Raw genomic sequence first — 23251 nt, 5'->3', positions numbered from 1 at the left:
CAAGAGGTAGGTAATGGAAGGCTTGGTCAAACTGGACCGGATTGATATCAATATCCTGGTTGAGCTCCAGAAAGACGGGCGCATGACCAACGTCAGCCTGGCAGATGCTGTCGGGCTTTCAGCGAGCCCATGCCTGCAACGCGTCAAACGCCTGGAGTCGGCGGGCTATATCTCCAGCTACAAGGCGCACCTGAACCTCGCGAAAATCACTGAATCGGTCACCGTGTTCACAGAGATTTCTCTCAGCGACCACAAGCGTGAAGACTTCGCCAAATTCGAAGCCAACATCCGCCATGTGGATGAAGTGCTGGAGTGCCACCTGATCAGCGGCGGTTACGACTACCTTGTGCGCTTCATGACCCGAAGCATTCAGCACTACCAGGAAGTGATTGAGGAATTGCTCGACAAGAACATCGGCATTTCCAAGTACTTCAGCTACATCGTGATCAAATCCCCGGTCATGAAAGACGGTGTGCCACTGCGCAAGTTATTGCGGCATTGATCGTCTGAATTGCTTCATGCCTGACGCCTTACTGCCCCGGCACCAGCGTCAGGACACTTTCTGTGTGCTCTGCCACGTCCTTTTCGCTGAAATGCTGCGGCATGTACTCGCCTTTTATAAAGGCCTCGGCCTGATCGGCGTAATGCTTGTCGAACGGGACGCCGCTTTGTCCGACCGGATTGATACCCAGGCTGTGCGCCGGATCGCCGAAGTCGATCAGCCGGCGGGTCGAGGGCCCATAGTTCACTGGCCACGGCGCTGGACGGATACTCGATGACAGATTGTTCGGTACTTCATGGGTGCCCGGCGCCGCATAGGGCCCTACGTTGAAGAGCTTGTCGAGCGGCTTCTGCGAGCCCAGCGGATGAGCCTGGGTCAGGGTATGGGCCTTGCCCCAGACCCATTCATCGGGGTTGTTGCCATACATCGACTTCAAATGCGAAACGCTGGCACGCCACGCGACTTTCACGGTGTTGTCGCGACTTTCCTCGTGAGGCGAATTGCGATTGTTCCACCAGGGCGAATTGGCGTCGGCTGCCAGTCGAGGCAGCGCCTGGTCGAGCGCGCGAGTCGACAGTAGCGTTTGGAAGAAGCCGTCGCCCAGCTCGTCATGAAAGGTTTCTTCGGTGAGATCGAACAGGAACTGATTGAACAACGTGGCGCCTACCGAATCGATTGGGTAATCGCCTTTCCAGCTGGCCAGGCGCTCTACCAGCGCCTGTTCATCCGGGTCGCTGACCACCCGGCGCAGTACCGGAATCAGCGGGCGCAGAATGCTGGGCGCGTAGTCGGTCTGTGTGCCCAGCTGCAATGCCTTGCTGGCGGCAAGGTCCCATTTGACGGTCGAGTCGCTCAATTGACGATCCAGTTGCTGACCGCGCTCGGCAGGGTTGTAGTAGCCGGGGATCTGCATGCCGGTGGGTGACAGCGGCTGGAAATTGGCAGAAATGATGTACCCACGCGACGGGTTTTCTTCTTGCGGATTGGCACTGAATGGATAAAAGCCCAGCTTGTCTGCCTGAGCGGTGCTGCCATCCAGAATGTAGGTCGGGTTAACGCCTTCCGGTCGAATGGGCAGCTGAGCGGCGGCCCACCAGCCGATATCTCCCTTGGCGTTCGCCCAGACGAGATTAAGACCTGGCGACTGAATCTTCTCGGCGGCGTTACGCATTTTCTCCAGCGTGTCAGCGCGATTGACCTCGTAGAAGCCGTCCATCACCGGGTTTTCGGACACCAGAAATGACCACCACATGGCAATCGGGGCCTGCCCCGCATTTTTGCCCAGGACATTATTGACGACAGGGCCGTGCGGCGATTCGAGCAGCGTGAGGGTGACGGGTGCTTCGCCTTTGACGGCGATCTGCTGCTCGGTGCGAGTCATTTCAACCCATTGGCCGTGATACCAGACCTGATTGGGATACTCGGGGTTGGTCTTTTCGGCGATCAGATCCACGTCATCGTTCTGGAACATGGTCAGGCTCCAGCCAAAATCCATGTTATGACCGAGAAAGGCGAACGGGTTGAGCGCCTGAAAGTGGCCATAGAGTTCAAAGCCGGGGGCTGACAATTGAGCCTCGTACCACACGGAGGGTACGGAGAAACGAATATGCGGATCGCCCGCCAGTATCGGCTTGCCGCTCTGGGTACGACTGCCGGAAATCGCCCAGGCATTGCTGCCTTCGAACTGCGGCAGGCCTGCGTTTTCCAGCGCCTGATGACTCAATTGTGCCAATTCACTCAAGCCTCTCCAGTCTGCACTGGCCAGCGCGGGCTTTTGACCGAGCATGCCGTCCGGATGCCAGTCCAGATCAAAGACTTTCAGGTACTGCGGACCGAGGTTGTCGCGCACGTAAGTCAGCAGCGGTTCGGTGCGGAACGCCGCTGCGAAGCTGTAAGCCAGATAACCGCCTATGCTGATCGTGTCTTCAGCGGTGAACGGCCGTTTGGGAATGCCCAGTACATCGAATTCCATCGGGCTTGCGTGCGTGTCTTGAAACTGATTGATACCGTCGAGATAGGCCTCAACTGCTTTCCAGGTCGGCGTGTTCTTGTCCTGGCGGGCTACATACGCGTCAGCATGTTCGCGGATGCGCAGGCTGCGAAACAGTTTGTCGGTCTCTACCAGGTTCGGTCCGATGATCTCGGCCAGTTCGCCGCGCGACAGCCGACGCAGCATTTCCATCTGGAACAACCGGTCTTTCGCCTGCGTATAACCGAGAGCCCGGTACAGGTCAGCTTCGTTTTCGGCTCGAATATGTGGCACGCCACGCTCGTCATAACGCACAGTCACAGGGGCCTGAAGACGGCTCATGGCGAATTCGCCCGCGCGCACGGGCTGTTTGCTGTGGACGTACCAGCCAGCACCACCGGCGATGATTGCAATGATGATGGCGATAACGGCGAGACTGCGTTTCATCCGGGTTCTCTGTAAATGCGTGTGTCGAGGATGAAGGCTACCGCTTTGGTTCCAGGCTGGGTAGTGAAGATACCAGGCCGATACAGACCGGTGGCGCCGTCACAGATCTGTGCGAATCAGCACGTTCTGCCTTGCCATGGCTGCGCAGACAGAAGAATATCGTTGCATCACCTGCACGCCGCCCCGCTGAACTCTGGAAACCCAATGTCTGCAACATTTGATCCCGATAACCTGCGCGCCAGTCTGCTGCCACTGAGCGTCATTGATCCGCTCTCTCTGGATGGGCAGGCTTACCAGCGCTTCTATGGTCTGGCCGGGCTGGGCGGGGAAAACGTCATTCGCAGTTGGCTTGGGCGTCTCGATGTTGCCGGGTACGAAGTCGTGGGTCAGGTCTGGGTGCCCGAAAATCCAGTCGCTACGCTGTTTCTGTTTCACGGCTTTTATGACCACATGGGGCTCTACAGGCATGTGATCGAGTGGGCGCTGACGCAACGGTTTGCGGTGATTTCCTGCGACCTGCCGGGGCATGGGCTTTCCAGCGGCAGCCGGGCAAGCATCAATGACTTTGCAGAATATCAGGCGGTGTTACAGCAACTGTTGCTTGAAGCTGCGGCTCTCCAACTGCCGCATCCGTGGCATTTGTGTGGGCAGAGTACCGGCGGTGCGATCGTCATCGATCACCTGCTCAATCAGGGGAAAGAGAGCCCGGCGCAAGGTCAGGTCATCCTGTTGTCGCCACTCGTCAGGCCGCGTGCGTGGGGCTGGTCGCGTCTGAGCTATTACCTGCTCAAGCCTTTCGTGACCGGGATTGCCCGACGTTTCACTGAAAACTCGAACGCGCCTGCTTTCTTGCCGTTTCTATTGGCGGACCCGCTGCAGCCCAGCCGGTTGCCGACCGCTTGGGTCGGCGCGCTGGCGCAATGGATCGTACGCATTGAAAGCGCGCCCCGTAGCGAACGCAGCCCGCTGATCGTTCAGGGCGAGGCTGACATGACCGTGGACTGGTCGCACAACCTGACAGTTCTCAAAGAAAAGTTCAGCCAGCCCGAGATCCTGATGCTCGGTCATGCCCGTCATCATCTGGCCAACGAGCTGCCGGAGTTACGGGCACGCTATTTTGAATTTCTCAGCAGCCGACTGCGTTAGCGCTTCTCAGCCCTGCGGACTGACATTGTCCGGACCTGACGACGCAGGCGGAAATTGTCCACTGCCAGCAAGACGGTCGCCAGCGCACCGAACACCGCAAACGCATCCTGGCCCAGTCCAGCCCAGAACAGCCATGCCAGAAACGCCATGGCGAGGGCGGTCAAAAGCAGAGCAATAGAGTCCTTCATACGAAAGCGAGCCGGTGTCTGTAGCTGTCTCTGCCTGGTGCAGAAGCATTGTAAATGCCGGGGTAGGCGCTCAGGTATCGGGTCAGCCACTCCGGCTTGAGGTTGTGTTTCTGAGCCGTGAACAGCACGTCGGCCAATGACGTCCCGCCCGACAGGGTTCTGCCGGTCGCAACGGCGATGCTGCCAATGATTGCACCCACATAAAACGCCGCTGAAACGGAGGCAATGACGGAAAGAGCCTCAAGTTTTGTGGTGGCTCCGATGACTTCACGCAAGGTCGTCGCGGGCCCGAGCTTTTCGAGCGTGCCCAGGATCGTTGTCGAGGTGCTCACCGCCGTGGTGAGCGAGCTGAACAACGACTCGGGTGCAGGCAGGTTCAAGGCATCCATGTTTTCCTTGAAGTACTTGTAGAAATCTGACATTTAAGCTCTTCCTTGATGCTATTGAGTGGGTGCAAGACTCGATGCGCTTTGCCCAACCGCCAGCCCTGCACGAATCGCGGCAAGTGCAGCCTGATAGTAGGCTTTCCCTTCTGGCGACTCGGCAAAAGTCGAGAACTCTTCCAGTTCCGGGTCGGACAGATCGCGGTAGACGTACAGCAATGTGTTGTTGAGGTCCGCGCTGATTTGCGCCATCAACCGCTCGCGTTGGCCTTCGAGCATGCCTTGCGCCTGACCGCCACCCAGCAGACCAGGGATCATCTGGCTCAGGCTGTCGGCTGCGACGCCTGCAATCGCAAGGCTCACTTCGGCACCTGCCTGTTTGGCCGGCAGCGCCTGCGCCAGGTGCCCGATCAGCAACTGGCGCGTGGCATCGGCTTCAATGTGAGGCAGCCCGTCAGCGTGCTGCGCCAATTGATCGGCGCGTGTCGCGGTGAGTTCGGCATTGACGATCTTGCGGCCCAGTGGCGACTGGAAAAACTGCAGCGACGGGTTGGGATCCTTGAGGCTTTCGCGCAAACGCCTGGCGGCGCGCTGATCCATGGCCTGCGGAGCAAAACGCTGGTTGCTGTTGTTGACCAGCGCCTGAAAAACGGCAGGCGGCAGGTTATCGCGATAGCGTTGCTGCGCAGCCTTTAGAGCGTCGTTGAAATGAGCCCGTTGATCCGGCCAGCCAGCAGCCTTGTACAACTGATCGTAGCCGTCCGCCCAGGCGGGCGTCGTGCACAACATTAACAACCAAACAAACAACAAACGACGCATTAGGGACTCCTGTCGGCAGGTTGCTATTCTCCGGGTATTACCGTGGATATGTCGAGTTATGACTGTTCTTCCCGGATGAAAACTGCAGCACATGGCGCCGCGCATACGTGCCGCTGTCGGATTTGAAGGCTTATGGATACTATGCGCGCCATGCGCATACCTTCCGATCACCCGCTGCTGCTACGAATCGTCGACGACCTGGCTGCCAACGGTTGGTCGCAGCAGAATATTTTCCTGCCCGAAGCTCTGACCCTTGAGCTGGCGCAAGAGTGCCGCAAGCGTGCCGCCGAAGGCGAGCTGGAGCCTGCGGGTGTCGGGCGCGGGCCTGCTCAGGAGGTTCGCGAAGGTATCCGCGGTGACCATATTCAGTGGCTGGAAGCGGGGCAGGCTTTGTGCTGTGACAGTTATCTGGAGCTGATGGACAGCCTGCGACAGGCCCTCAATCGCGGCTTGTTTCTGGGTCTTGAGGACTACGAAAGTCATTTCGCCCTCTATCCGCCAGGTGCTTTTTACCTCAAGCATGTAGACCGCTTTCGCGATGACGACAAGCGCATGGTGTCTGCTGTGCTGTACCTCAATCAGGCCTGGCTGCCCGAGCATGGTGGTCAGTTGCGCATGTACCTCAAGAACGATGTCGCTTACGACGTACAACCCACCGGCGGATGCCTGGTGGTGTTTCTGTCGGGCGAAATCGAACATGAAGTCATGCCTGCCAATCGTGACCGGCTTTCATTGACCGGCTGGTTTCGGCGTCGGGGCAATGAACTGTTTCAGTGAGCTTTTGCTCGAGTCTTCATGAAAACAGTTTCATGAACGCAGGCAGCCATTGACCCCGGTGGCGAGCTATCGTGACCACGCACCCAGGCGCTCAAAACTTCAGGCCTGAAGCGTGCGCTTACCTCAACTGAGCCTGGAGCAGTCATGAAGTCCCTATTTTCTGGAGCGATCGTCGCCAGCCTGTTACTGAGTACCTCGATGCTGGTCAGTGCAGCGGACATACCGCGCACAGCATCACCCGAAGGTGCAGAGGTCTACATCATCTCGCCCAAGGATGGCGAAACCGTGACCTCACCGTTCACGGTGCAATTCGGCATGAAGGGCATGGGCGTAGCGCCAGCGGGCGTCGACGTCCCCGATACCGGGCATCACCATCTGCTCATCGACGTCAAGGACCAGCCCGCGATGGATGCGCCGCTGCCCATGACTGACCACATCCGCCATTTCGGCAAAGGCCAGACAGAGACCGAACTCAACCTGCCGCCAGGCCAGCACACTCTGCAATTGCTGGTAGGCGACAAAAGCCACATCCCTACCAATCCACCGGTTGAATCGAGAAAAATCACCATTAATGTGAAGTAGCGATCCGGCTTCTTTCCACCCGCGGTGGGCTGTGTAGCAGCGCCCGTTGCCAGGTCACGCGAGAGGACTGCGGAGCGCCCACAAAAAAGGAGACCCGAAGGTCTCCTTTTTAATGCCGGCCTGCGATCAGAACAGCACGCGACTGCGGATGGTGCCTTTGATGTGCTGCAGTTTTTCCTGGGCCAGGTCCGAGTATTCGGCGTCGACGTCGATCACAACGTAACCGACTTTCTCGTTGGTCTGCAGAAACTGACCGGAGATGTTGATACCGTTCTCGGCGAATACCTTGTTGATCTCGCTGAGCACGCCCGGGATGTTTTCGTGGATGTGCAGCAGACGGTGCTTGCCAGGGTGAGCGGGCAGGGCCACTTCCGGGAAGTTCACCGACGACACCGATGTGCCGTTGTCGCTGTACTTGACCAGCTTTTCAGCAACTTCCAGACCGATGTTGGCCTGTGCTTCTGCAGTGGAACCGCCGATGTGCGGGGTCAGGATCACGTTGTCCAGGCCACGCAGCGGGCTTTCGAAGATGTCGTCGTTCGAGCGTGGCTCGACCGGGAACACATCGATGGCGGCGCCGATCAGGTGCTTGTCCTTGATTGCATCAGCCAGCGCGTCCAGCTCGACAACCGTGCCGCGCGCCGCGTTGATCAGGATACTGCCTTTCTTCATCGCGCGGATTTCTTTCTCGCCGATCATCCACTGGGTTTCCGAGGTTTCCGGAACGTGCAGGGTGACGATGTCGGACATGCCAAGCAGTTCGGTCAGGCTGGCCACTTGCGTGGCGTTGCCCAGCGGCAGTTTGGTCAGCGTGTCGTAGAAATACACCTGCATGCCCAGGCCTTCAGCCAGTACCGACAGTTGAGTGCCGATCGAGCCGTAGCCGACGATGCCCAGCTTTTTGCCGCGGATCTCGAACGAGTTGGCTGCACTCTTGATCCAGCCGCCACGGTGGCAGGACGCATTCTTCTCGGGGATGCCGCGCAGCAGCAGAATGGCTTCGGCCAATACCAGTTCAGCCACGGAACGCGTGTTGGAGTACGGCGCGTTGAAGACCGCGATACCACGCTCGCGCGCTGCGCTGAGGTCGACCTGGTTGGTGCCGATGCAGAAGCAGCCCACTGCGACCAGTTTCTTGGCGCAATCGAACAGTTCTTCAGTCAATTGGGTACGGGAGCGGATACCGATGAAGTGGGCATCGGCGATCTTTTCCTTCAGCTCGGCTTCCGGCAGAGATTTGGTGTGGTACTCGATGCTGGTGTAGCCGGCTGCCTTGAGGACGTCGACAGCGGATTGATGGACGCCTTCGAGAAGAAGGAACTTGATCTTGCTCTTGTCGAGGGAAGTCTTGCTCATCTGCGTAAACCTGTGTCCCGAAGAAAATTGGCAGGGGGTGGCCGGAACGGCTCTAGGCACGATTCACGGGGGGCATATGCTAGCATAAGCACCCCGCGAAACCCCATTCTTGAACGTGAACCGTTCTCAGGATGCCCATGAATTGTTCGAGAGTTGAGTCCATGACCCATCCCGCTTTGATTGATGAGCTCAAGACCCTGGTTGACCCCGGCAAGGTGCTGACCGACGCAGCGTCCCTTGAGACCTACGGCAAGGACTGGACCAAGCAATTCACCCCGGCCCCCCTGGCCATTGCCTTTCCCAAAACCACCGAGCAGGTCCAGGCCATTGTGCGCTGGGCCAACGAACGCCATGTGGCACTGGTTCCTTCGGGCGGGCGTACCGGGCTTTCTGCGGCTGCGGTGGCGACCAATGGCGAAGTGGTCGTGTCGTTCGATTACATGAATCAGGTGCTGGAAGTGAACCTCACCGACCGCACGGTGGTGTGTCAGCCGGGCGTGATCACCCGCCAGTTGCAGTCGCTGGCTGAAGAGAACGGCTTGTATTACCCGGTGGATTTCGCCTCGTCGGGCTCCAGCCAGATCGGCGGCAACATCGGCACCAATGCGGGCGGTATCAAGGTGATCCGGTACGGCATGACTCGTAACTGGGTGGCGGGCCTCAAGGTTGTCACGGGCAAAGGCGACCTGCTGGAACTGAACAAGGACCTGATCAAGAACGCTACCGGTTACGACCTTCGCCAATTGTTCATTGGTGCCGAAGGCACGCTGGGTTTCGTGGTCGAGGCGACCATGCGTCTGGATCGCGCGCCCCGCAACCTGACCGCCATGGTGCTGGGCACCACTGACTTCAACTCGATCATGCCGGTGCTGCATGCATTTCACGGCAAGCTGGACCTGACCGCTTTCGAGTTCTTCTCCGACAAGTCGTTTGCCAAAGTGATGGCGCGCGGTGACGTGCCATCGCCTTTCGATACGCCGTGCCCGTTTTACGTGCTGCTTGAATTCGAAGCGACCACGCAGGACCTCGCCGACCAGGCGCTGGCGACCTTTGAGCATTGCGTCGAGCAAGGCTGGGTGCTCGACGGCGTGATGAGTCAGAGCGAGCAACAGTTGCGCAATCTGTGGAAGTTGCGTGAATACATCTCGGAAACCATCTCGCACTTCACGCCGTACAAGAACGATATTTCGGTCACGGTCTCGAAAGTGCCGGAGTTTCTTGCTGAAATCGACGCCATCGTTGCCGAGCATTACCCGGATTTCGACGTGCTGTGGTATGGCCACATCGGCGACGGCAACCTGCACTTGAACATCCTCAAGCCTGAACACCTCGACAAGGACGAGTTCTTCGTCAAGTGCGCCAGGGTCAACAAGTGGGTATTCGAAACGGTGGAGAGGTATAACGGCTCGATTTCTGCCGAGCACGGCGTTGGCATGATCAAGCGCGATTACCTGACGTACAGTCGCTCCCCGGTCGAAATCGAATACATGAAGGCAATGAAAGCCGTGTTCGACCCCAACGGCATCATGAACCCGGGGAAAATCTTCGCGGTTTGACCTTCTTTTTGCGCTTTTATAATGACAAACAAGCTGCATCTATCTGACCCAGGAGACGTCATGAGCTACCAGCACAAATATGTCGATGGAACGAACATCCACTTCCCGCTGGGTAAGGTGGTCTGTATCGGGCGCAACTATGCCGAGCATGCCAAGGAACTGGGTAACCCGGTGCCTACCGAGCCGCTGATATTCATGAAGCCAGGCAGCGCAGTGGTTGCGCTGGAAGGTGGTTTTACCATTCCTGCAGACCGCGGTTCGGTGCATTACGAAGCCGAAATCGTTGTGCTGATCGGCAAGCCGCTCACTAAAAACCCGTCCAGCGAAGAAGTGCTCGACGCCATCAGCGGCTTTGCCCCCGGCCTCGACCTGACCCTGCGTGACGTGCAGTCGCGTCTGCGTGAGAAAGGTTTGCCCTGGGAACTGGCCAAATGTTTCGACGGTGCTGCCGTGATCGCGCCTTTCGTACCGGCTGAAACCTTCCCGGACCTGACCGACATCGGGATCCGTCTGACCATCAACGGCAAAGTCGTGCAGGACGGTAACAGCAGCCTGATGCTCAACCCGATCGTGCCGATGATCCAGCACATGGCCGCCAACTTCTCCCTGCAGGCCGGTGACATCATCATGACCGGTACGCCAGCGGGCGTCGGGCCATTTGAAGCTGGTGACCAGATCGTTCTGGAACTGGGTGGTCAGGCGCCGTTCGAGAGCGTTGTTCGTTAAGAGAAACCGCTTTACAACTTAAGCCATCCTGGACAACGTCCTGGGTGGCTTTTGTTTGTCGGGTAGGTAATAGTCGCGGTCCTTTGGCGTTTTTTTCACACGTGTTCTGGATAATCCTGCGAGCCCGCTGAGGGCAGTACGCCACCACGACGTCATCTTTGTTCGGGAACACATTTCAATGGCTCCTCCTGCCCAAGCGCTGCCTTCTTCTGGAAAACGTTTTTCCTTCATTCGCAATCTGCGCTGGTACGTATGGCTTCTGCTGGTCATCGTTCTGAGTTACGGCGTGGCGTTTGCGATGCACTGGGATGACCGGGCGGCATTGTGGTTACAGGAAAGCTTCGAGAACACAGCAGGTCGCAATGCCAGCATCTGGCTGCCGGACTACCAGGTAGACATCGACGCCAAGCCACTGCCCGGAATGGAGAAAGATGAGGCGTCCGACCTTTCCTATGATCCCTCTACCAAAACCCTGTTTGCTGTCATGGGCAAGAATGCGTTTCTGGTGGAGCTGACCCTCAAGGGCGATGTGTTGCGCAAGATCCCGCTGGTGGGCTGGAGCAACCCCGAAGGCGTGGCGGTTTTGAACAATGGCCTGATGGCTATCACTGATGAACGTCAGCACAAGCTGGTGATCGTCAAGGTCACGCCAGAAACCACCACGTTGAATCTCTCGGATTTCCCGGCATACGAATTGGGCAAGTCCGCGAATCAGAACAAGGGCTTTGAAGGGATTGCCTGGGATCCGCTTCGTCAGCAGTTGCTGCTCGGCGAAGAGCGACCGCCAGCGCTGTTCACCTGGAAGAGCGACGGCAGCGACGTGTTGAAGGGCGACAAGCAGAAATTGCCGAGCCGCTCGCTCGACATGCGCAATCTTTCATCGCTGAGCATTGACCCGCGCACCGGTCATACCCTGGCGCTTTCTGCCGACTCGCACATGCTGCTGGAGCTGGACGAGCAGGGCGAACAGGTGAGTTTCATGACTCTGCTGGGTGGCATTAACGGCTTGAAAAACACGATCCCTCGCGCAGAAGGGGTTGCGATGGATGAAGCCGGTACGCTGTACATGGTCAGCGAGCCCAACCTGTTTTACGTGTTTCGAAAAAAATGAACCGGTTGAATGATACGGAAGCTTAAAAATAGCACTGTGCCATTAAGCTTGCTTTCAGATTGCCATGGTATCAATGCCGTCCGCACAACCTCCGAGTCCCTGAAATGCGTCGCTCTACTCGCTCTTTGCTCTTGCTCGTCCTGCTGGTCCCGCTGGTGGCACTCGCTATTGTCGCTGACCAGAAATACCGTTTCATGGAGCGTGCTTCTTTCAATTGGCAGGTCTACTGGCAGTCCGATTCGCGCGAGGCCATTGGCCTGGATCAATACCGTGTGGTGATCGAAGAGCGTGTCATCGACGGTCTTGCAGACGATGTATCTGGCCTGAGTTACGACCCGGATCGCAAAAGCCTGTTCACGGTGACCAACCAGAACGCCGAGATGGTCGAGTTGAGTCTCGGCGGCCGCATTCTGCGACGCATCACACTGACAGGATTCGGTGATGCCGAGGCGGTCGAATACATCAGTCCTGGCGTTTATGTGATCAGTGATGAGCGCCAGCAACGGCTTATCAAGGTTCATATTGATGACAGCACCCGCTCGCTCAATGCGGCCGATGCAGAGCAATTGACGCTGGGGCTCAATGCGGGCGGCAACAAGGGCTATGAAGGCCTGGCTTATGACCGTCGTGGCGAGCGCCTGTTTGTGGCGCGTGAGCGTGATCCGGTGCAGATCATTGAGGTGCGCGGTTTTCCCAAAACCAATGCCGATGGTCCCAACAACCTTCAAGTGATTTCTGACAGCAAGCGCGATGCCGGTCTGTTTGTTCGTGACCTGTCCAGTTTGCAGTTCGATCAAGGCAGCGGGCATTTGCTGGCCTTGTCGGACGAATCGAAACAGATTCTTGAGCTGGACACCGACGGCCGCCCGATTGGCAGCAGTTCACTGAAAAAAGGGCAGATGGGCCTGAGCAAGAGCGTGCCGCAGGCGGAAGGGGTCGCCATGGATGACGACGGGACGTTGTATCTGGTCAGCGAGCCGAACCTGTTCTACGTATTCCGTAAACCCTGACACTCGGCGACCATGCCCGTTGGCGAGCGGGCATGGTGCTTATGATCAGCGCTTCAGCGTCTTGACGCCTTCGGCGGTACCCAACAGCAACAGGTCCGCCGGTCGAGCGGCGAACAGGCCGTTGGTGACCACGCCAACAATGGCGTTGATGCTCGCTTCCAGCGTCACCGGGTCGGTGATGCTCATGTTGTGCACGTCGAGGATGATGTTGCCGTTGTCGGTCAGCACGCCTTCACGGTAGACCGGATCGCCGCCCAGCTTGACCAGTTGACGAGCAACGTGGCTGCGGGCCATCGGTATCACCTCGACCGGCAGCGGGAAAGCACCCAGCACGGGCACCAGCTTGCTGCCGTCGGCGATGCAGATAAAGGTCTTTGCCACCGCCGCGACGATCTTTTCGCGGGTCAGGGCTGCGCCGCCGCCCTTGATCAGGTTCAGGTGCTCGTCACTCTCGTCGGCACCGTCGATGTAAAACTCCAGATCGCTGACCGTGTTCAGCTCATACACCGGAATGCCATGGCCCTTGAGGCGCGCGGCAGTGGCTTCGGAGCTGGCGACAGCGCCGTCGAAAGCCGCTTTGTGCCTGGCCAGCGCATCAATGAAGCAATTGGCTGTGGAGCCTGTTCCGACACCTACGATGCTCTTGTCGTCGAGCTTTGGAAGGATGAAGTCGACAGCGGCTTGAGCGACTGCCTGTTTGAGTTGATCCTGGGTCATGCGGGCTCCACGGTGCCAGAGGTATGCAAAAGGGCCAGCATTATAGCGGCGACTGCGCCGCAAAGCCCCGTCATTCGTGTGGTCCTGCCTCGGGTCGCGGGGTAGACTTGCCGATCCTGTCCTTTTCGCCAGTGATGTCGTCCCGATGCTTGAACAATACGTCAAGAAAATCCTCACCTCCCGCGTCTACGACGTCGCTGTCGAAACGCCGCTGCACGGTGCTCGTCAGCTGTCAGAGCGGCTGGGCAACCAGGTACTGCTCAAGCGCGAAGACTTGCAGCCGGTGTTCTCGTTCAAGATTCGCGGCGCGTACAACAAGCTGGCTCAATTGACCGCCGAAGAGGCCGCACGCGGCGTGGTCACTGCTTCGGCAGGCAACCACGCCCAGGGGCTGGCCCTTGCGGCACGCGAGCTGGGGATTCTGGCGACCATCGTCATGCCGCGCACCACACCTGAAATCAAGGTCGAAGGCGTGCGTTCGCGCGGCGCCACAGTGGTCCTGCATGGCGACTCCTTCCCCGAGGCACTGGCCTACTCGCTGAAACTGGTCGACGAGCAAGGCTTCGTTTATATCCACCCTTACGATGACCCAGACACCATTGCCGGCCAAGGCACGGTGGCGATGGAGATTCTTCGTCAGCAGCCCGGGCAACTGGACGCGATCTTCGTGCCGGTTGGTGGCGGTGGCCTCATTGCAGGCATTGCGGCGTACGTCAAATACCTGCGTCCGGAGATCAAGGTGATCGGCGTCGAGCCGGATGATTCAAACTGTCTGCAAGCGGCGATGGCGGCGGGTGAGCGCGTGGTGCTCAGCCAGGTGGGCCTGTTCGCTGACGGCGTGGCGGTAGCGCAGATCGGCTACCACACCTTCGAAGTCTGCCGGCATTACGTGGACGAAGTGATAACCGTCAGCACCGATGAGATCTGCGCGGCAATCAAGGACATCTACGACGACACGCGTTCTATCACCGAGCCGTCGGGCGCGCTGGGTGTGGCGGGGATCAAGAAGTACGTCGAGCAGCGCGGCATCACGGGCCAGACCCTGGTGGCGATCGACTCAGGCGCCAACGTCAACTTCGACCGTCTGCGCCATGTGGCAGAACGCGCCGAGCTGGGCGAAGGCCGCGAAGCGATCATTGCCGTGACCATTCCGGAGCAGCCGGGCAGCTTCAAAGCCTTCTGCGAGGCGATCGGCAAGCGGCAGATCACCGAATTCAATTACCGCTACCACACCGACCGCGAAGCGCACATCTTCGTGGGTGTGCAGACCCACCCCGAGAACGACCCGCGCAGTGCGTTGATCGCCAGCCTGACCGAGCAGGGCTTCCCGGTGCTGGACCTGACCGACAACGAGCTGGCCAAGCTGCACATCCGTCACATGGTCGGCGGGCATGCAGAGCGGGTCAGCGATGAAGTGGTGCTGCGCTTCGAGTTTCCGGAGCGCCCGGGCGCGCTGTTCAACTTCCTCAACCGCCTGGGCGGACGCTGGACCATCTCGATGTTCCATTACCGCAACCACGGCGCAGCCGATGGCCGCGTGGTCGCCGGGCTGGTGGTGCCCGAGGATGAGCGACATCTGGTTGGCCAGGCCCTGAGTGAAATCGGCTATCCGTACTGGGACGAAAGCGAAAACCCGGCGTACCGGCTGTTTCTCGGCTGAGAGAACGGGCGGTGCATCTTGAACCGATGTGTCGACTATACCGACCTCTTCGCGAGCAGTTGAAGTTGCAGCAGGGTGGGTACGAGCCGGGCGGCCCTCCGTTTGCTCGCGAAGACTGACGGATAGCCTCACCCTGCTGCTAGACTCAACACGCCTCGACTCGACAGGAATACCCCCCGATGGAATCCCTCACTGCCCTCAAAACCCTGCACATCGTTGCCATGACGCTGCTGTTGTTCAGCGGGCTGGTGCTTGTCAGTGGGGTCGTGAAGGTTCGTCTTGAAGGCGATGCGACCATTCAGAACCGTTTGCTGAAGCGGCCGTTGCTGTTTTTCTGGATCGCGATGGCCGTCTGTCTGGCGATTCTGCCGTTTACTGGCTGGTGGCTGGTGCATCTCGTGGGGCTGTCGCTTGGTCAGACATGGGTGCTGGGCAGCAGCCTGCTTTATACGCTTGGGTTGTTCAGTTGGGTCTGGCTGGTGGTGCGTCTGAACCGTGTGCGTTCGGGTGTTGCCGCCCGTAGCCGAGGATTCACCGTGGCGTTGGCGGTCATCAGCGGGGTGTGTTTTGTGGTGATTGCCGGTTTGATGGGCTTCAAGCCGGCGTGATTGCAGGTGCGATCAACTGCGCAGCGTGATGACCGGCCAGCCGCGCTTCTCGGCTTCTGCGCGCAAGGTCGGGTCGGGATCGACCGCAACAGGGTGGGTGACCTGCTCCAGCAGGGGCAGGTCATTCATCGAGTCGCTGTAAAAGTAGCTGTCTTCAAGGCTGTACGCGTTTTCTTCCAGCCACAGGTTGAGCCGCGTCACCTTGCCTTCACGAAAGCACGGGATGCCAGTGGTGCGGCCAGTGTAGCGCCCGTCAACCATCTCGCATTCGGTTGCCAGCAGCGTTTCAATCCCCAGGCGGGCCACGATAGGCGCTGTCACGAAGCGGTTGGTCGCGGTGATCACCACCAGCTTGTCGCCTGCCTCACGGTGTTTGGCAATCAGCTCCAGAGCCTTGGGCAACATGATCGGTTCGATGCAGTCACGCATGAATTCGTCGTGCCATTGCGCCAGTTGGCTCATCTTGGTACTGCCGAGAATCTCCAGAGTGAAGTTCAGGTAGTCGGTCATGTTTAACGTGCCGGCCAGATAATCCTGATAGAACTCGTCGTTGCGCGTCTTGTAGGTCGCAGTATCGAGAATGCCGCGACGGCACAGGTAATCGCCCCAGGCGTGATCGCTGTCGCCGCCCAGAAGGGTGTTATCGAGGTCGAATAAAGCCAGGCGCATACGGTTACTCGCTGAAATAGCTGAAAAAAGAGCCCCAGAATACGAGGTTTTCACAAGTCTTCACATAAGGTGATAAGCCTCGTTGCTGGTTTGATCGCCTTTGTGGAACAATGCGGCGACATGCGTTTGCGAGGTTGTTGCCGTGATCGACCCCGATGGTTTCCGTCCTAATGTCGGGATTATTCTGACAAACGATGCTGGTCAGGTCCTATGGGCTCGCCGTATCAACCAGGATGCCTGGCAGTTTCCTCAGGGCGGTATCAACCCGCAGGAGACGCCGGAAGACGCGCTTTATCGTGAGTTGAATGAAGAAGTCGGGCTTGAGCGACAGGATGTGCAAATACTTGCCTGCACAAGGGGCTGGTTGCGCTATCGTCTGCCGCAACGACTGGTCCGCACTCATAGCCAACCGCTGTGTATCGGCCAAAAGCAGAAATGGTTTCTCCTGCGCCTGATCTCCAACGAGCAGCGGGTGCGGATGGATTTGACCGGTAAACCGGAGTTCGATGGCTGGCGCTGGGTCAGTTATTGGTATCCGTTAGGCCAAGTGGTGACATTCAAGCGCGAGGTGTATCGACGCGCACTCAAAGAGCTTGCCCCGCGCCTGTTATCGCGCGACTGACACGGAGTTCGACCCCGAGCCATGCTCAATACGCTGCGCAAGATCGTCCAGGAAGTTAACTCCGCCAAGGATCTCAAGGCGGCGTTGGGCATTATTGTGCTACGTGTAAAGGAGGCCATGGGGAGCCAGGTCTGCTCGGTCTACCTTCTCGATGCTGAAGCCAACCGTTTCGTGTTGATGGCTTCGGAAGGCCTCAACAAGCGTTCCATCGGCAAAGTCAGCATGGCGCCGAATGAAGGTCTGGTCGGCCTGGTCGGTACACGCGAAGAACCTCTCAACCTCGAAAACGCCGCTGATCACCCTCGTTATCGCTACTTTGCCGAAACCGGCGAAGAGCGTTATGCCTCGTTCCTTGGTGCACCAATCATTCACCACCGTCGTGTGGTCGGTGTGTTGGTCATCCAGCAAAAGGAGCGTCGTCAGTTCGACGAAGGGGAAGAAGCTTTCCTCGTAACGATGAGTGCGCAACTGGCGGGCGTTATTGCCCACGCCGAAGCCACCGGCTCGATCCGCGGTCTGGGTCGCCAGGGCAAAGGTATTCAGGAAGCGAAATTCGTCGGCGTGGCGGGCTCGCCGGGTGCGGCGGTCGGTGTCGCGGTGGTCATGCTGCCGCCCGCCGACCTCGAAGTGGTACCGGACAAGGCCGTTACTGACATTGCCGCCGAACTGGCCCTCTTCCAGAACGCGCTGGAAGGCGTGCGCAATGACATGCGTACCCTGTCTGCCAAGCTGGCGACGCAATTGCGTCCTGAAGAACGTGCATTGTTCGACGTTTATCTGATGATGCTCGATGACGCTTCGCTGGGCAGCGAAGTGACCGACGTCATCAAGACCGGCCAGTGGGCGCAGGGCGCCTTGCGCTCGGTGGTCAATGAACACGTAAAACGCTTCGAACTGATGGACGACGCCTACCTGCGCGAACGGGCGTCCGACGTCAAAGACCTCGGTCGTCGCCTGCTGGCCTACCTTCAGGAAGCGCGACAACAGACGCTGGTGTATCCCGACAACAGCATTCTGGTCAGTGAAGAGCTGACACCAGCCATGCTCGGTGAAGTGCCGGAAGGCAAGCTGGTCGGTCTGGTCTCGGTTCAGGGGTCCGGTAACTCCCACGTAGCGATTCTGGCGCGAGCCATGGGTATTCCCACGGTCATGGGCCTGGTGGACTTCCCGTACTCCAAGGTGGATGGCATCGATCTGATCGTCGATGGCTACCACGGTGAGGTTTTCACCAACCCCAGCGACATCATGCGCAAGCAGTTTGGCAAGGTCGTCGAGGAAGAGCGCCAGCTGTCCCAGGGCCTCGATGCATTGCGTGAGCTGCCGTGCGTGACCCTGGACGGGCACCGCATGCCGCTGTGGGTCAACACGGGTTTGCTGGCTGATGTGGCGCGTGCCCAGCAGCGTGGCGCCGAGGGCGTTGGCCTGTACCGCACCGAAGTACCGTTCATGATCAACCAGCGCTTCCCGAGCGAAAAGGAACAGCTGGCAATCTATCGTGAGCAGCTGGCCGCGTTCCACCCGCTGCCGGTGACCATGCGCAGCCTGGACATCGGCGGCGACAAGTCGCTGTCCTACTTCCCGATCAAGGAAGACAACCCGTTTCTGGGCTGGCGCGGTATTCGCGTCACCCTCGATCATCCGGAGATCTTCCTGGTTCAGACCCGCGCGATGCTCAAGGCCAGCGAAGGCCTGAACAACCTGCGTATTCTGTTGCCGATGATCTCCAGCACCCATGAAGTGGAAGAGGCCTTGCACCTCATTCACCGTGCCTGGGGTGAAGTGCGCGACGAGGGCACCGATGTGCCAATGCCACCGGTCGGCGTCATGATCGAAGTGCCTGCGGCGGTCTATCAGACGCGTGATCTGGCGCGTCAGGTGGACTTTCTGTCAGTGGGCTCCAACGACCTGACGCAGTACCTGCTGGCGGTGGACCGTAACAACCCTCGCGTTGCCGATCTCTACGATTACCTTCACCCTGCGGTGCTTCAGGCGTTGCAGAGTGTGGTACGCGATGCGCACGCCGAGGGCAAACCGGTCAGTATCTGCGGTGAAATGGCAGGCGACCCGGCAGCGGCGGTATTGTTGATGGCGATGGGCTTCGACAGCCTTTCCATGAACGCCACCAACTTGCCAAAAGTGAAGTGGATGCTGCGCCAGATCAACCTGAGCAAGGCCAAGGAGCTGTTGGCTCAGCTCATGACCAACGACAATCCGCAAGTCATCAGCAGCTCGCTGCAACTGGCGCTGAAGAACCTGGGGCTGTCGCGAATGATCAATCCTGGCTCGGTCAAGGGCCACTGATCCTCCAGCGCGCAGACAGCCCGTGTCTGCGCGCCTTTTGTACGCTTCGCTCTATATCTTCAATTCCACTTCCCTCAACCTGGCGCCGCAGGGCCCGAAGCTGTGTTCGATCATCTGCCGAGCGCCGTCGGCCTGGACAATCAGCACGGTGCTGGCGCGCGTGCCGTAATGGGGGCTGGCAATGAATGCGCTGGACAGCAGCGCTTCGGTTGCCAGCCCGACGCCTGTATCGGGCAGCTCGGCTTCGGGTGGGCGCTCGGCGTCGTTCAGCATTGTCAGTAGCGCTGCGGGTTGTGGGTTCTCCAACTGTGCGATCAAGGCGGATCGAGTTTTAAGCAGCTTTGGCCAAGGAGTATTCAACCCGGCATTGGACAGCCCGTAGACGCCGTCCCCCAGCAGTTGCGGTATCGGGTCGATCGAGCTCAGGTAAAACAGCCGCTCGGCGTCGCCTGCCAGCAGGTTGAAGCCGGTGTATTCCTGTGCGCGTCCGGCAATATCCGTCAGATAGTCCTCAACCGATTGCTCGCCAGCTAGAAATTTCGCGACCAGCTCGCCCCGTGAGCGCCGTCCGGTCGGTTGGCCAGGGTCACGAATATTGGTCACCGCAGCAAAGCGACCTTGCGGACCTACGCCCATCCAGGTGCCGCCTGCTTCCAGGTCACGTCCTGCAAAGACGCCGGGGGCGTGCTCCCACTGTTCAAGCGCCTGGGTAGGGCGCGCGTAAAATTCGTCACGATTGGCCGCCACAATAAGCGGTAGCCTATGGCCGGGGCGCCAGGCAAAAACGATCAGACACATGCAGTGCTCCTTTTTTCGCCACTGTACGCAGCTTCCATCGGTCGCTGCTAGAGCATCAAGCCGGGCTCCGGTAACATGCCCGCCTGATTCAATCGCCTGCGAGGGCGTTCCCCATTGAGGAGTCGCAATGCTGCCTTACCCGCAGATTGACCCGGTAGCCGTTGCTATCGGCCCGCTGCAAATTCACTGGTACGGGTTGATGTACCTGGTCGGTATCGGTGGCGCGTGGCTACTGGCGTCCCGTCGACTGAACCGGTTCGACCCGACCTGGACCAAGGAAAAGCTTTCCGACCTGATTTTCTGGCTGGCCATGGGCGTGATCGTCGGTGGGCGGCTGGGTTATGTGTTGTTCTACGATCTGTCGGCGTACATCGCCAACCCGCTGCTGATCTTCGAGGTCTGGAAGGGCGGCATGGCGTTCCACGGCGGCTTTGTCGGCGTGATGGTCGCAGCCTGGTGGTTTGGCCGACGCAACGGCAAGAGCTTCTTCGAGCTGATGGACTTTGTTGCGCCGCTGGTGCCGATCGGTCTGGGTGCAGGCCGTATCGGCAACTTCATCAACGCCGAACTGTGGGGCAAGCCCACCGACGTGCCGTGGGCCATGGTCTTCCCGCCGTTCAGTGACCCTGCGCAGTTGGCGCGTCACCCGTCGCAGCTGTATCAGTTTGCGCTCGAAGGCGTCGCGTTGTTCATCATCCTCAATATCTACGCACGCAAGCCCCGTCCAACCATGGCTGTGTCGGGCATGTTCGCGCTGTTCTATGGCATCTTCCGCTTTATCGTCGAGTTCGTCCGCGTCCCGGATGCACAACTGGGCTATCTGGCGTGGGGCTGGGTGACCATGGGGCAGATTCTGAGCCTGCCGATGATCATCGCGGGTCTGGGCCTCATCTGGCTGGCCTACAAGCGTGCCCCGGCTGCCACCAAGGCAGCGGTTTAATACCGAAACGCCGGGTGACAGCACCCGGCGCGTTCAACAAATGCAGGTGATTTATGAAGCAATATCTGGAATTGGTCGCTCACGTGATCAAGCACGGGACCTTGCAATCCAACCGTACTGGCGTGAATACCATCAGCTTTCCGGGTGCGATGCTGCGTTATGACTTGCAGGAAGGCTTTCCGGCCATCACCACGCGACGCATGGCGTTCAAGTCGGCGATCGGCGAGATGGTCGGCTTTCTGCGTGGCGTTAGCAATGCGGCCGAATTCCGCGAGCTGGGCTGCAAGGTCTGGGACCAGAACGCCAACGAAAACGCCCAGTGGCTGAACAACCCGTTCCGCAAGCGCGAAGATGACCTCGGCGAGATCTACGGCGTGCAATGGCGCAAATGGCCCGCTTACAAGCGGATCGACGCCAGCAATGTGGCGGCGATTGAGCTAGCGATCAGCCAGGGATATCGCCAGATTGCCGAATCCGAAGAGGACGGCCAGTCGTTTGTGGTGCTGTACAAGGCCATCGATCAGATCCGCCAGTGCGTCGACACCATCATCAACGATCCAGGCAGCCGCCGTATTCTGTTTCACGGCTGGAACTGCGCGCAGCTCGACGAGATGGCTTTGCCACCGTGTCACCTGCTGTATCAACTGCACCCGAACCCGCAAACCCGTGAAATCTCGTTGACGCTGTACATTCGCTCCAACGATCTGGGCCTTTTATACCCCACTCAAGAAACTGCACAGTACGCAATAGCTGCGTAATATCCTTCTCCTTCCAAGCTCGTTTATTGTGCCCTATATCCTATTGCACATTGTGTATAGTACGGGCCGCTTCGAGGAGAGTGAAGAGCTTGAAAGTCATCGCAGTTAGGGGCAAACCCCTAGATTTCAGTGAGTCCCCAACCAGACGGGACGACTCATCCGAAGAACCCCAAATCCATGAAGCCGTGAAAGTAACGGGGGCAGCCGTCTTTGATGACGATGAGCGCCTGATGCCTTTGATGTCGGGTTACCTATCCCATGCGCTCCAGACCGCCCAGATTTCCCAGCAGACGGCCATCACCTATGGTCGCAACCTTGGGTACACCTGCGAGTACCTGATGAACCGCCGTGAGTTTCAAGATTGCGAGCGTGACTCAGCGTTTTTGGAAATCCGTACCCATGTTATTGAGGAGTACTTCGCTCACCTGCGCGAGGAAGACGAGCTTTCCAAGAAGACGGTGCGCAACCGAGATTCGTCTTTGATGGCGTTTTTTAATGATTCGCTGTGCCGGGGAGTGGATGACGCCCCCGCGCCTCGTACCGCACCTAACCCCTACACTGCAGGGTACCTATCCCCCCGTCCCAACAAGAACTTGGTAGTGGCCTGTTCCCTGAATGATCTCAGAGAGCTCATCCTGGCCACTCAGAGTGAGCGTGAGCGTTGCTTGCTCCAGTTCATTTACGACGCAGGCCTGCGCCGCTCAGAAGTCCCGCGAGTTACCCTCAATGCCATCGATGATGCCCTTCGATTCCAGGACACATTGTTCATCTCGCCTGGTGTCACAGAACCGGTGAATGCGGACTACTGCCCGCTGCACATTGATGGAAGCAAAGGCCCTGCGGACTCCTTTAAACCGCGTCAGACGTTGGTCAGCCGCGCCACATTGCTACGCATCAAGAAATACCATGCCTCGCCGCTTTACAAGATGTGTAAGCGGCAGTTCAAGGGCGTTGAGAACACCCCTGCCTTCCTTAACGCAAAAGGCGGCGAATACACCTCTCGTTCGATCTCCAAGCTCTTGGAGCGCACGTCTAAGCGAGCGCTTAACCTGCTGAAAATCGACAGGATGATCTCTCCCCACAAGTTGAGGCACGGAAACGCCTATGCCCTTTTGAGGACGCCAGATATTGGTAGCGATTACCTTGATCGGTTAGTGGTCGTGCAAAAGACGCTGGGTCACTCGCTGCTTAAGACGTCGGAAGTCTATACCCAGATCCCGTACGACCTTTATCAGAAGCTCGTACGCCCCGGAACTGAAACCAAGACGAAAGCAGGCGAGATGGCCGAGCTTTCCCAACAGACGCGCCTGAAAATTGATGCGGGAGATATGAAATGAGTCGGCTGACTAGCGCTCAGGTAGATGCTGTCATTGAATCGTTTGTGGCCCGCGTCACTGATGATCGTGAATCGTTGCTTAGGGTATGCCTCAGCAGGGGAGAGGACTTGGCCGTAGCCCCTAACTACGTCATTGAGCAGACCCACCTCAGCTGGACTCGCCCCTACAAGACCGGACACCAACTCCCCGTTAAATTAATCCGACTGCCAAGCGCCTGAACTCCCTCGGCGAACGGTATTTCAAAGCGCTGTGCGGATGCTGCTCGTTGT

At 58.5% G+C, this 23251-nt stretch carries 22 protein-coding genes and 1 pseudogene; 15 read left to right on the top strand and 8 right to left on the bottom strand.

Annotated features, from left to right (window positions below; genetic code table 11):
• Positions 1 to 13 precede the first annotated feature (13 nt).
• Positions 14 to 502, top strand: coding sequence for an Lrp/AsnC family transcriptional regulator (locus KDX37_RS26160; RefSeq protein ID WP_002555947.1), 489 nt, complete (start codon positions 14 to 16; stop codon positions 500 to 502).
• Between the two features lie 28 nt (positions 503 to 530).
• On the opposite strand, the gene KDX37_RS26155 is transcribed toward KDX37_RS26160, so the two are convergent.
• The gene (locus KDX37_RS26155) at positions 531 to 2918 is read right to left on the bottom strand and encodes a penicillin acylase family protein (protein ID WP_231656091.1); all 2388 of its coding nucleotides are present in this window, start codon (positions 2916 to 2918) and stop codon (positions 531 to 533) included.
• Between the two features lie 204 nt (positions 2919 to 3122).
• On the opposite strand from KDX37_RS26155, the gene KDX37_RS26150 reads away from it, so the two are divergent.
• Complete coding sequence (locus KDX37_RS26150) at positions 3123 to 4064, top strand: alpha/beta hydrolase (protein WP_231656089.1); 942 nt, start codon at positions 3123 to 3125, stop codon at positions 4062 to 4064.
• Here the strand turns inward: KDX37_RS26150 and KDX37_RS26145 are convergent.
• Genes KDX37_RS26145 through KDX37_RS26135 form a run of 3 tightly spaced genes read right to left on the bottom strand, consistent with a single transcriptional unit; the run spans position 4061 to position 5454 of the window.
• Positions 4061 to 4252, bottom strand: a complete 192-nt coding sequence (locus KDX37_RS26145) for a hypothetical protein (protein WP_231656087.1) — start codon at positions 4250 to 4252, stop codon at positions 4061 to 4063. The genes KDX37_RS26150 and KDX37_RS26145 overlap by 4 nt on opposite strands.
• Positions 4249 to 4674: a hypothetical protein gene (locus tag KDX37_RS26140; protein ID WP_231656086.1), complete on the bottom strand. Its 426-nt coding sequence runs from the start codon at positions 4672 to 4674 to the stop codon at positions 4249 to 4251. Before KDX37_RS26140 ends, KDX37_RS26145 begins: the two co-directional genes overlap by 4 nt.
• Positions 4675 to 4692: 18 nt before the next feature.
• Positions 4693 to 5454 carry a DUF2059 domain-containing protein gene (locus KDX37_RS26135; RefSeq protein ID WP_231656083.1) on the bottom strand — a complete coding sequence of 254 codons (762 nt, stop codon included), beginning with the start codon at positions 5452 to 5454 and terminating at the stop codon, positions 4693 to 4695.
• A 141-nt stretch (positions 5455 to 5595) separates the two neighbouring features.
• Here KDX37_RS26135 and KDX37_RS26130 point away from each other — a divergent pair, with 141 nt between their 5' ends.
• Positions 5596 to 6231 (top strand): 2OG-Fe(II) oxygenase, encoded by a 636-nt coding sequence (locus KDX37_RS26130; protein ID WP_231656107.1) that lies wholly within the window; start codon positions 5596 to 5598, stop codon positions 6229 to 6231.
• A gap of 144 nt (positions 6232 to 6375) precedes the next feature.
• Positions 6376 to 6813, top strand: a complete 438-nt coding sequence (locus KDX37_RS26125) for a DUF4399 domain-containing protein (protein WP_231656081.1) — start codon at positions 6376 to 6378, stop codon at positions 6811 to 6813.
• Between the two features lie 126 nt (positions 6814 to 6939).
• Here KDX37_RS26125 and serA read toward each other — a convergent pair whose 3' ends face one another.
• Positions 6940 to 8169 (bottom strand): phosphoglycerate dehydrogenase, encoded by a 1230-nt coding sequence (gene serA / locus KDX37_RS26120; RefSeq protein WP_231656079.1) that lies wholly within the window; start codon positions 8167 to 8169, stop codon positions 6940 to 6942.
• A gap of 161 nt (positions 8170 to 8330) precedes the next feature.
• On the opposite strand from serA, the gene KDX37_RS26115 reads away from it, so the two are divergent.
• The 4 genes from KDX37_RS26115 (at position 8331) to KDX37_RS26100 (ending at position 12572) form a co-directional block, all read left to right on the top strand.
• Positions 8331 to 9725, top strand: coding sequence for an FAD-binding oxidoreductase (locus KDX37_RS26115; RefSeq protein WP_231656077.1), 1395 nt, complete (start codon positions 8331 to 8333; stop codon positions 9723 to 9725).
• A gap of 60 nt (positions 9726 to 9785) precedes the next feature.
• The gene (locus tag KDX37_RS26110; RefSeq protein ID WP_231656076.1) at positions 9786 to 10451 is read left to right on the top strand and encodes a fumarylacetoacetate hydrolase family protein; all 666 of its coding nucleotides are present in this window, start codon (positions 9786 to 9788) and stop codon (positions 10449 to 10451) included.
• A gap of 178 nt (positions 10452 to 10629) precedes the next feature.
• Positions 10630 to 11562 (top strand): SdiA-regulated domain-containing protein, encoded by a 933-nt coding sequence (locus KDX37_RS26105; protein ID WP_231656074.1) that lies wholly within the window; start codon positions 10630 to 10632, stop codon positions 11560 to 11562.
• 104 nt (positions 11563 to 11666) lie between these two features.
• Entirely contained in the window at positions 11667 to 12572 is a 906-nt protein-coding gene (locus KDX37_RS26100) for an SdiA-regulated domain-containing protein (protein ID WP_231656073.1), read from the top strand.
• 45 nt (positions 12573 to 12617) lie between these two features.
• On the opposite strand, the gene rpiA is transcribed toward KDX37_RS26100, so the two are convergent.
• Positions 12618 to 13289, bottom strand: a complete 672-nt coding sequence (gene rpiA / locus KDX37_RS26095) for a ribose-5-phosphate isomerase RpiA (RefSeq protein ID WP_231656071.1) — start codon at positions 13287 to 13289, stop codon at positions 12618 to 12620.
• A gap of 145 nt (positions 13290 to 13434) precedes the next feature.
• On the opposite strand from rpiA, the gene ilvA reads away from it, so the two are divergent.
• Positions 13435 to 14949 (top strand): threonine ammonia-lyase, biosynthetic, encoded by a 1515-nt coding sequence (gene ilvA / locus KDX37_RS26090; RefSeq protein ID WP_231656069.1) that lies wholly within the window; start codon positions 13435 to 13437, stop codon positions 14947 to 14949.
• A 179-nt stretch (positions 14950 to 15128) separates the two neighbouring features.
• Positions 15129 to 15557, top strand: a complete 429-nt coding sequence (locus tag KDX37_RS26085) for a DUF2269 family protein (protein WP_231656067.1) — start codon at positions 15129 to 15131, stop codon at positions 15555 to 15557.
• 12 nt (positions 15558 to 15569) lie between these two features.
• Here the strand turns inward: KDX37_RS26085 and KDX37_RS26080 are convergent, their stop codons facing one another.
• Positions 15570 to 16226: a histidinol-phosphatase gene (locus KDX37_RS26080; protein WP_231656065.1), complete on the bottom strand. Its 657-nt coding sequence runs from the start codon at positions 16224 to 16226 to the stop codon at positions 15570 to 15572.
• A gap of 142 nt (positions 16227 to 16368) precedes the next feature.
• Between KDX37_RS26080 and KDX37_RS26075 the strand changes: the two genes are divergently transcribed.
• Positions 16369 to 16848 carry an RNA pyrophosphohydrolase gene (locus KDX37_RS26075; protein ID WP_025262356.1) on the top strand — a complete coding sequence of 160 codons (480 nt, stop codon included), beginning with the start codon at positions 16369 to 16371 and terminating at the stop codon, positions 16846 to 16848.
• Positions 16849 to 16869: 21 nt separating this feature from the next.
• A complete protein-coding gene (gene ptsP, locus KDX37_RS26070; protein ID WP_231656063.1) occupies positions 16870 to 19149 on the top strand; it encodes a phosphoenolpyruvate--protein phosphotransferase in 2280 nt (759 codons plus the stop codon).
• A gap of 51 nt (positions 19150 to 19200) precedes the next feature.
• Here ptsP and KDX37_RS26065 read toward each other — a convergent pair whose 3' ends face one another.
• On the bottom strand, positions 19201 to 19947 hold the full coding sequence (locus KDX37_RS26065) for an NRDE family protein (protein WP_231656061.1): 747 nt from the start codon (positions 19945 to 19947) through the stop codon (positions 19201 to 19203).
• Positions 19948 to 20074: 127 nt separating this feature from the next.
• Here KDX37_RS26065 and lgt point away from each other — a divergent pair, with 127 nt between their 5' ends.
• The 3 genes and pseudogenes from lgt to KDX37_RS26050 all read left to right on the top strand — a co-directional run bounded on the left by lgt (position 20075) and on the right by KDX37_RS26050 (position 22982).
• A complete protein-coding gene (gene lgt, locus KDX37_RS26060; RefSeq protein ID WP_231656059.1) occupies positions 20075 to 20887 on the top strand; it encodes a prolipoprotein diacylglyceryl transferase in 813 nt (270 codons plus the stop codon).
• Between the two features lie 53 nt (positions 20888 to 20940).
• Positions 20941 to 21636: pseudogene (gene thyA / locus KDX37_RS26055) on the top strand (thymidylate synthase); the annotation flags it as partial.
• Between the two features lie 98 nt (positions 21637 to 21734).
• Positions 21735 to 22982 (top strand): tyrosine-type recombinase/integrase, encoded by a 1248-nt coding sequence (locus KDX37_RS26050; RefSeq protein WP_231656057.1) that lies wholly within the window; start codon positions 21735 to 21737, stop codon positions 22980 to 22982.
• Positions 22983 to 23251 lie beyond the last annotated feature (269 nt).

The sequence above is a fragment of the Pseudomonas californiensis genome, from assembly GCF_021147775.1.
Taxonomy (GTDB): domain Bacteria; phylum Pseudomonadota; class Gammaproteobacteria; order Pseudomonadales; family Pseudomonadaceae; genus Aquipseudomonas; species Aquipseudomonas californiensis.
Note: the sequence above shows the minus strand (reverse complement) of the source record. Positions and strands in the feature narration are given on the sequence as shown.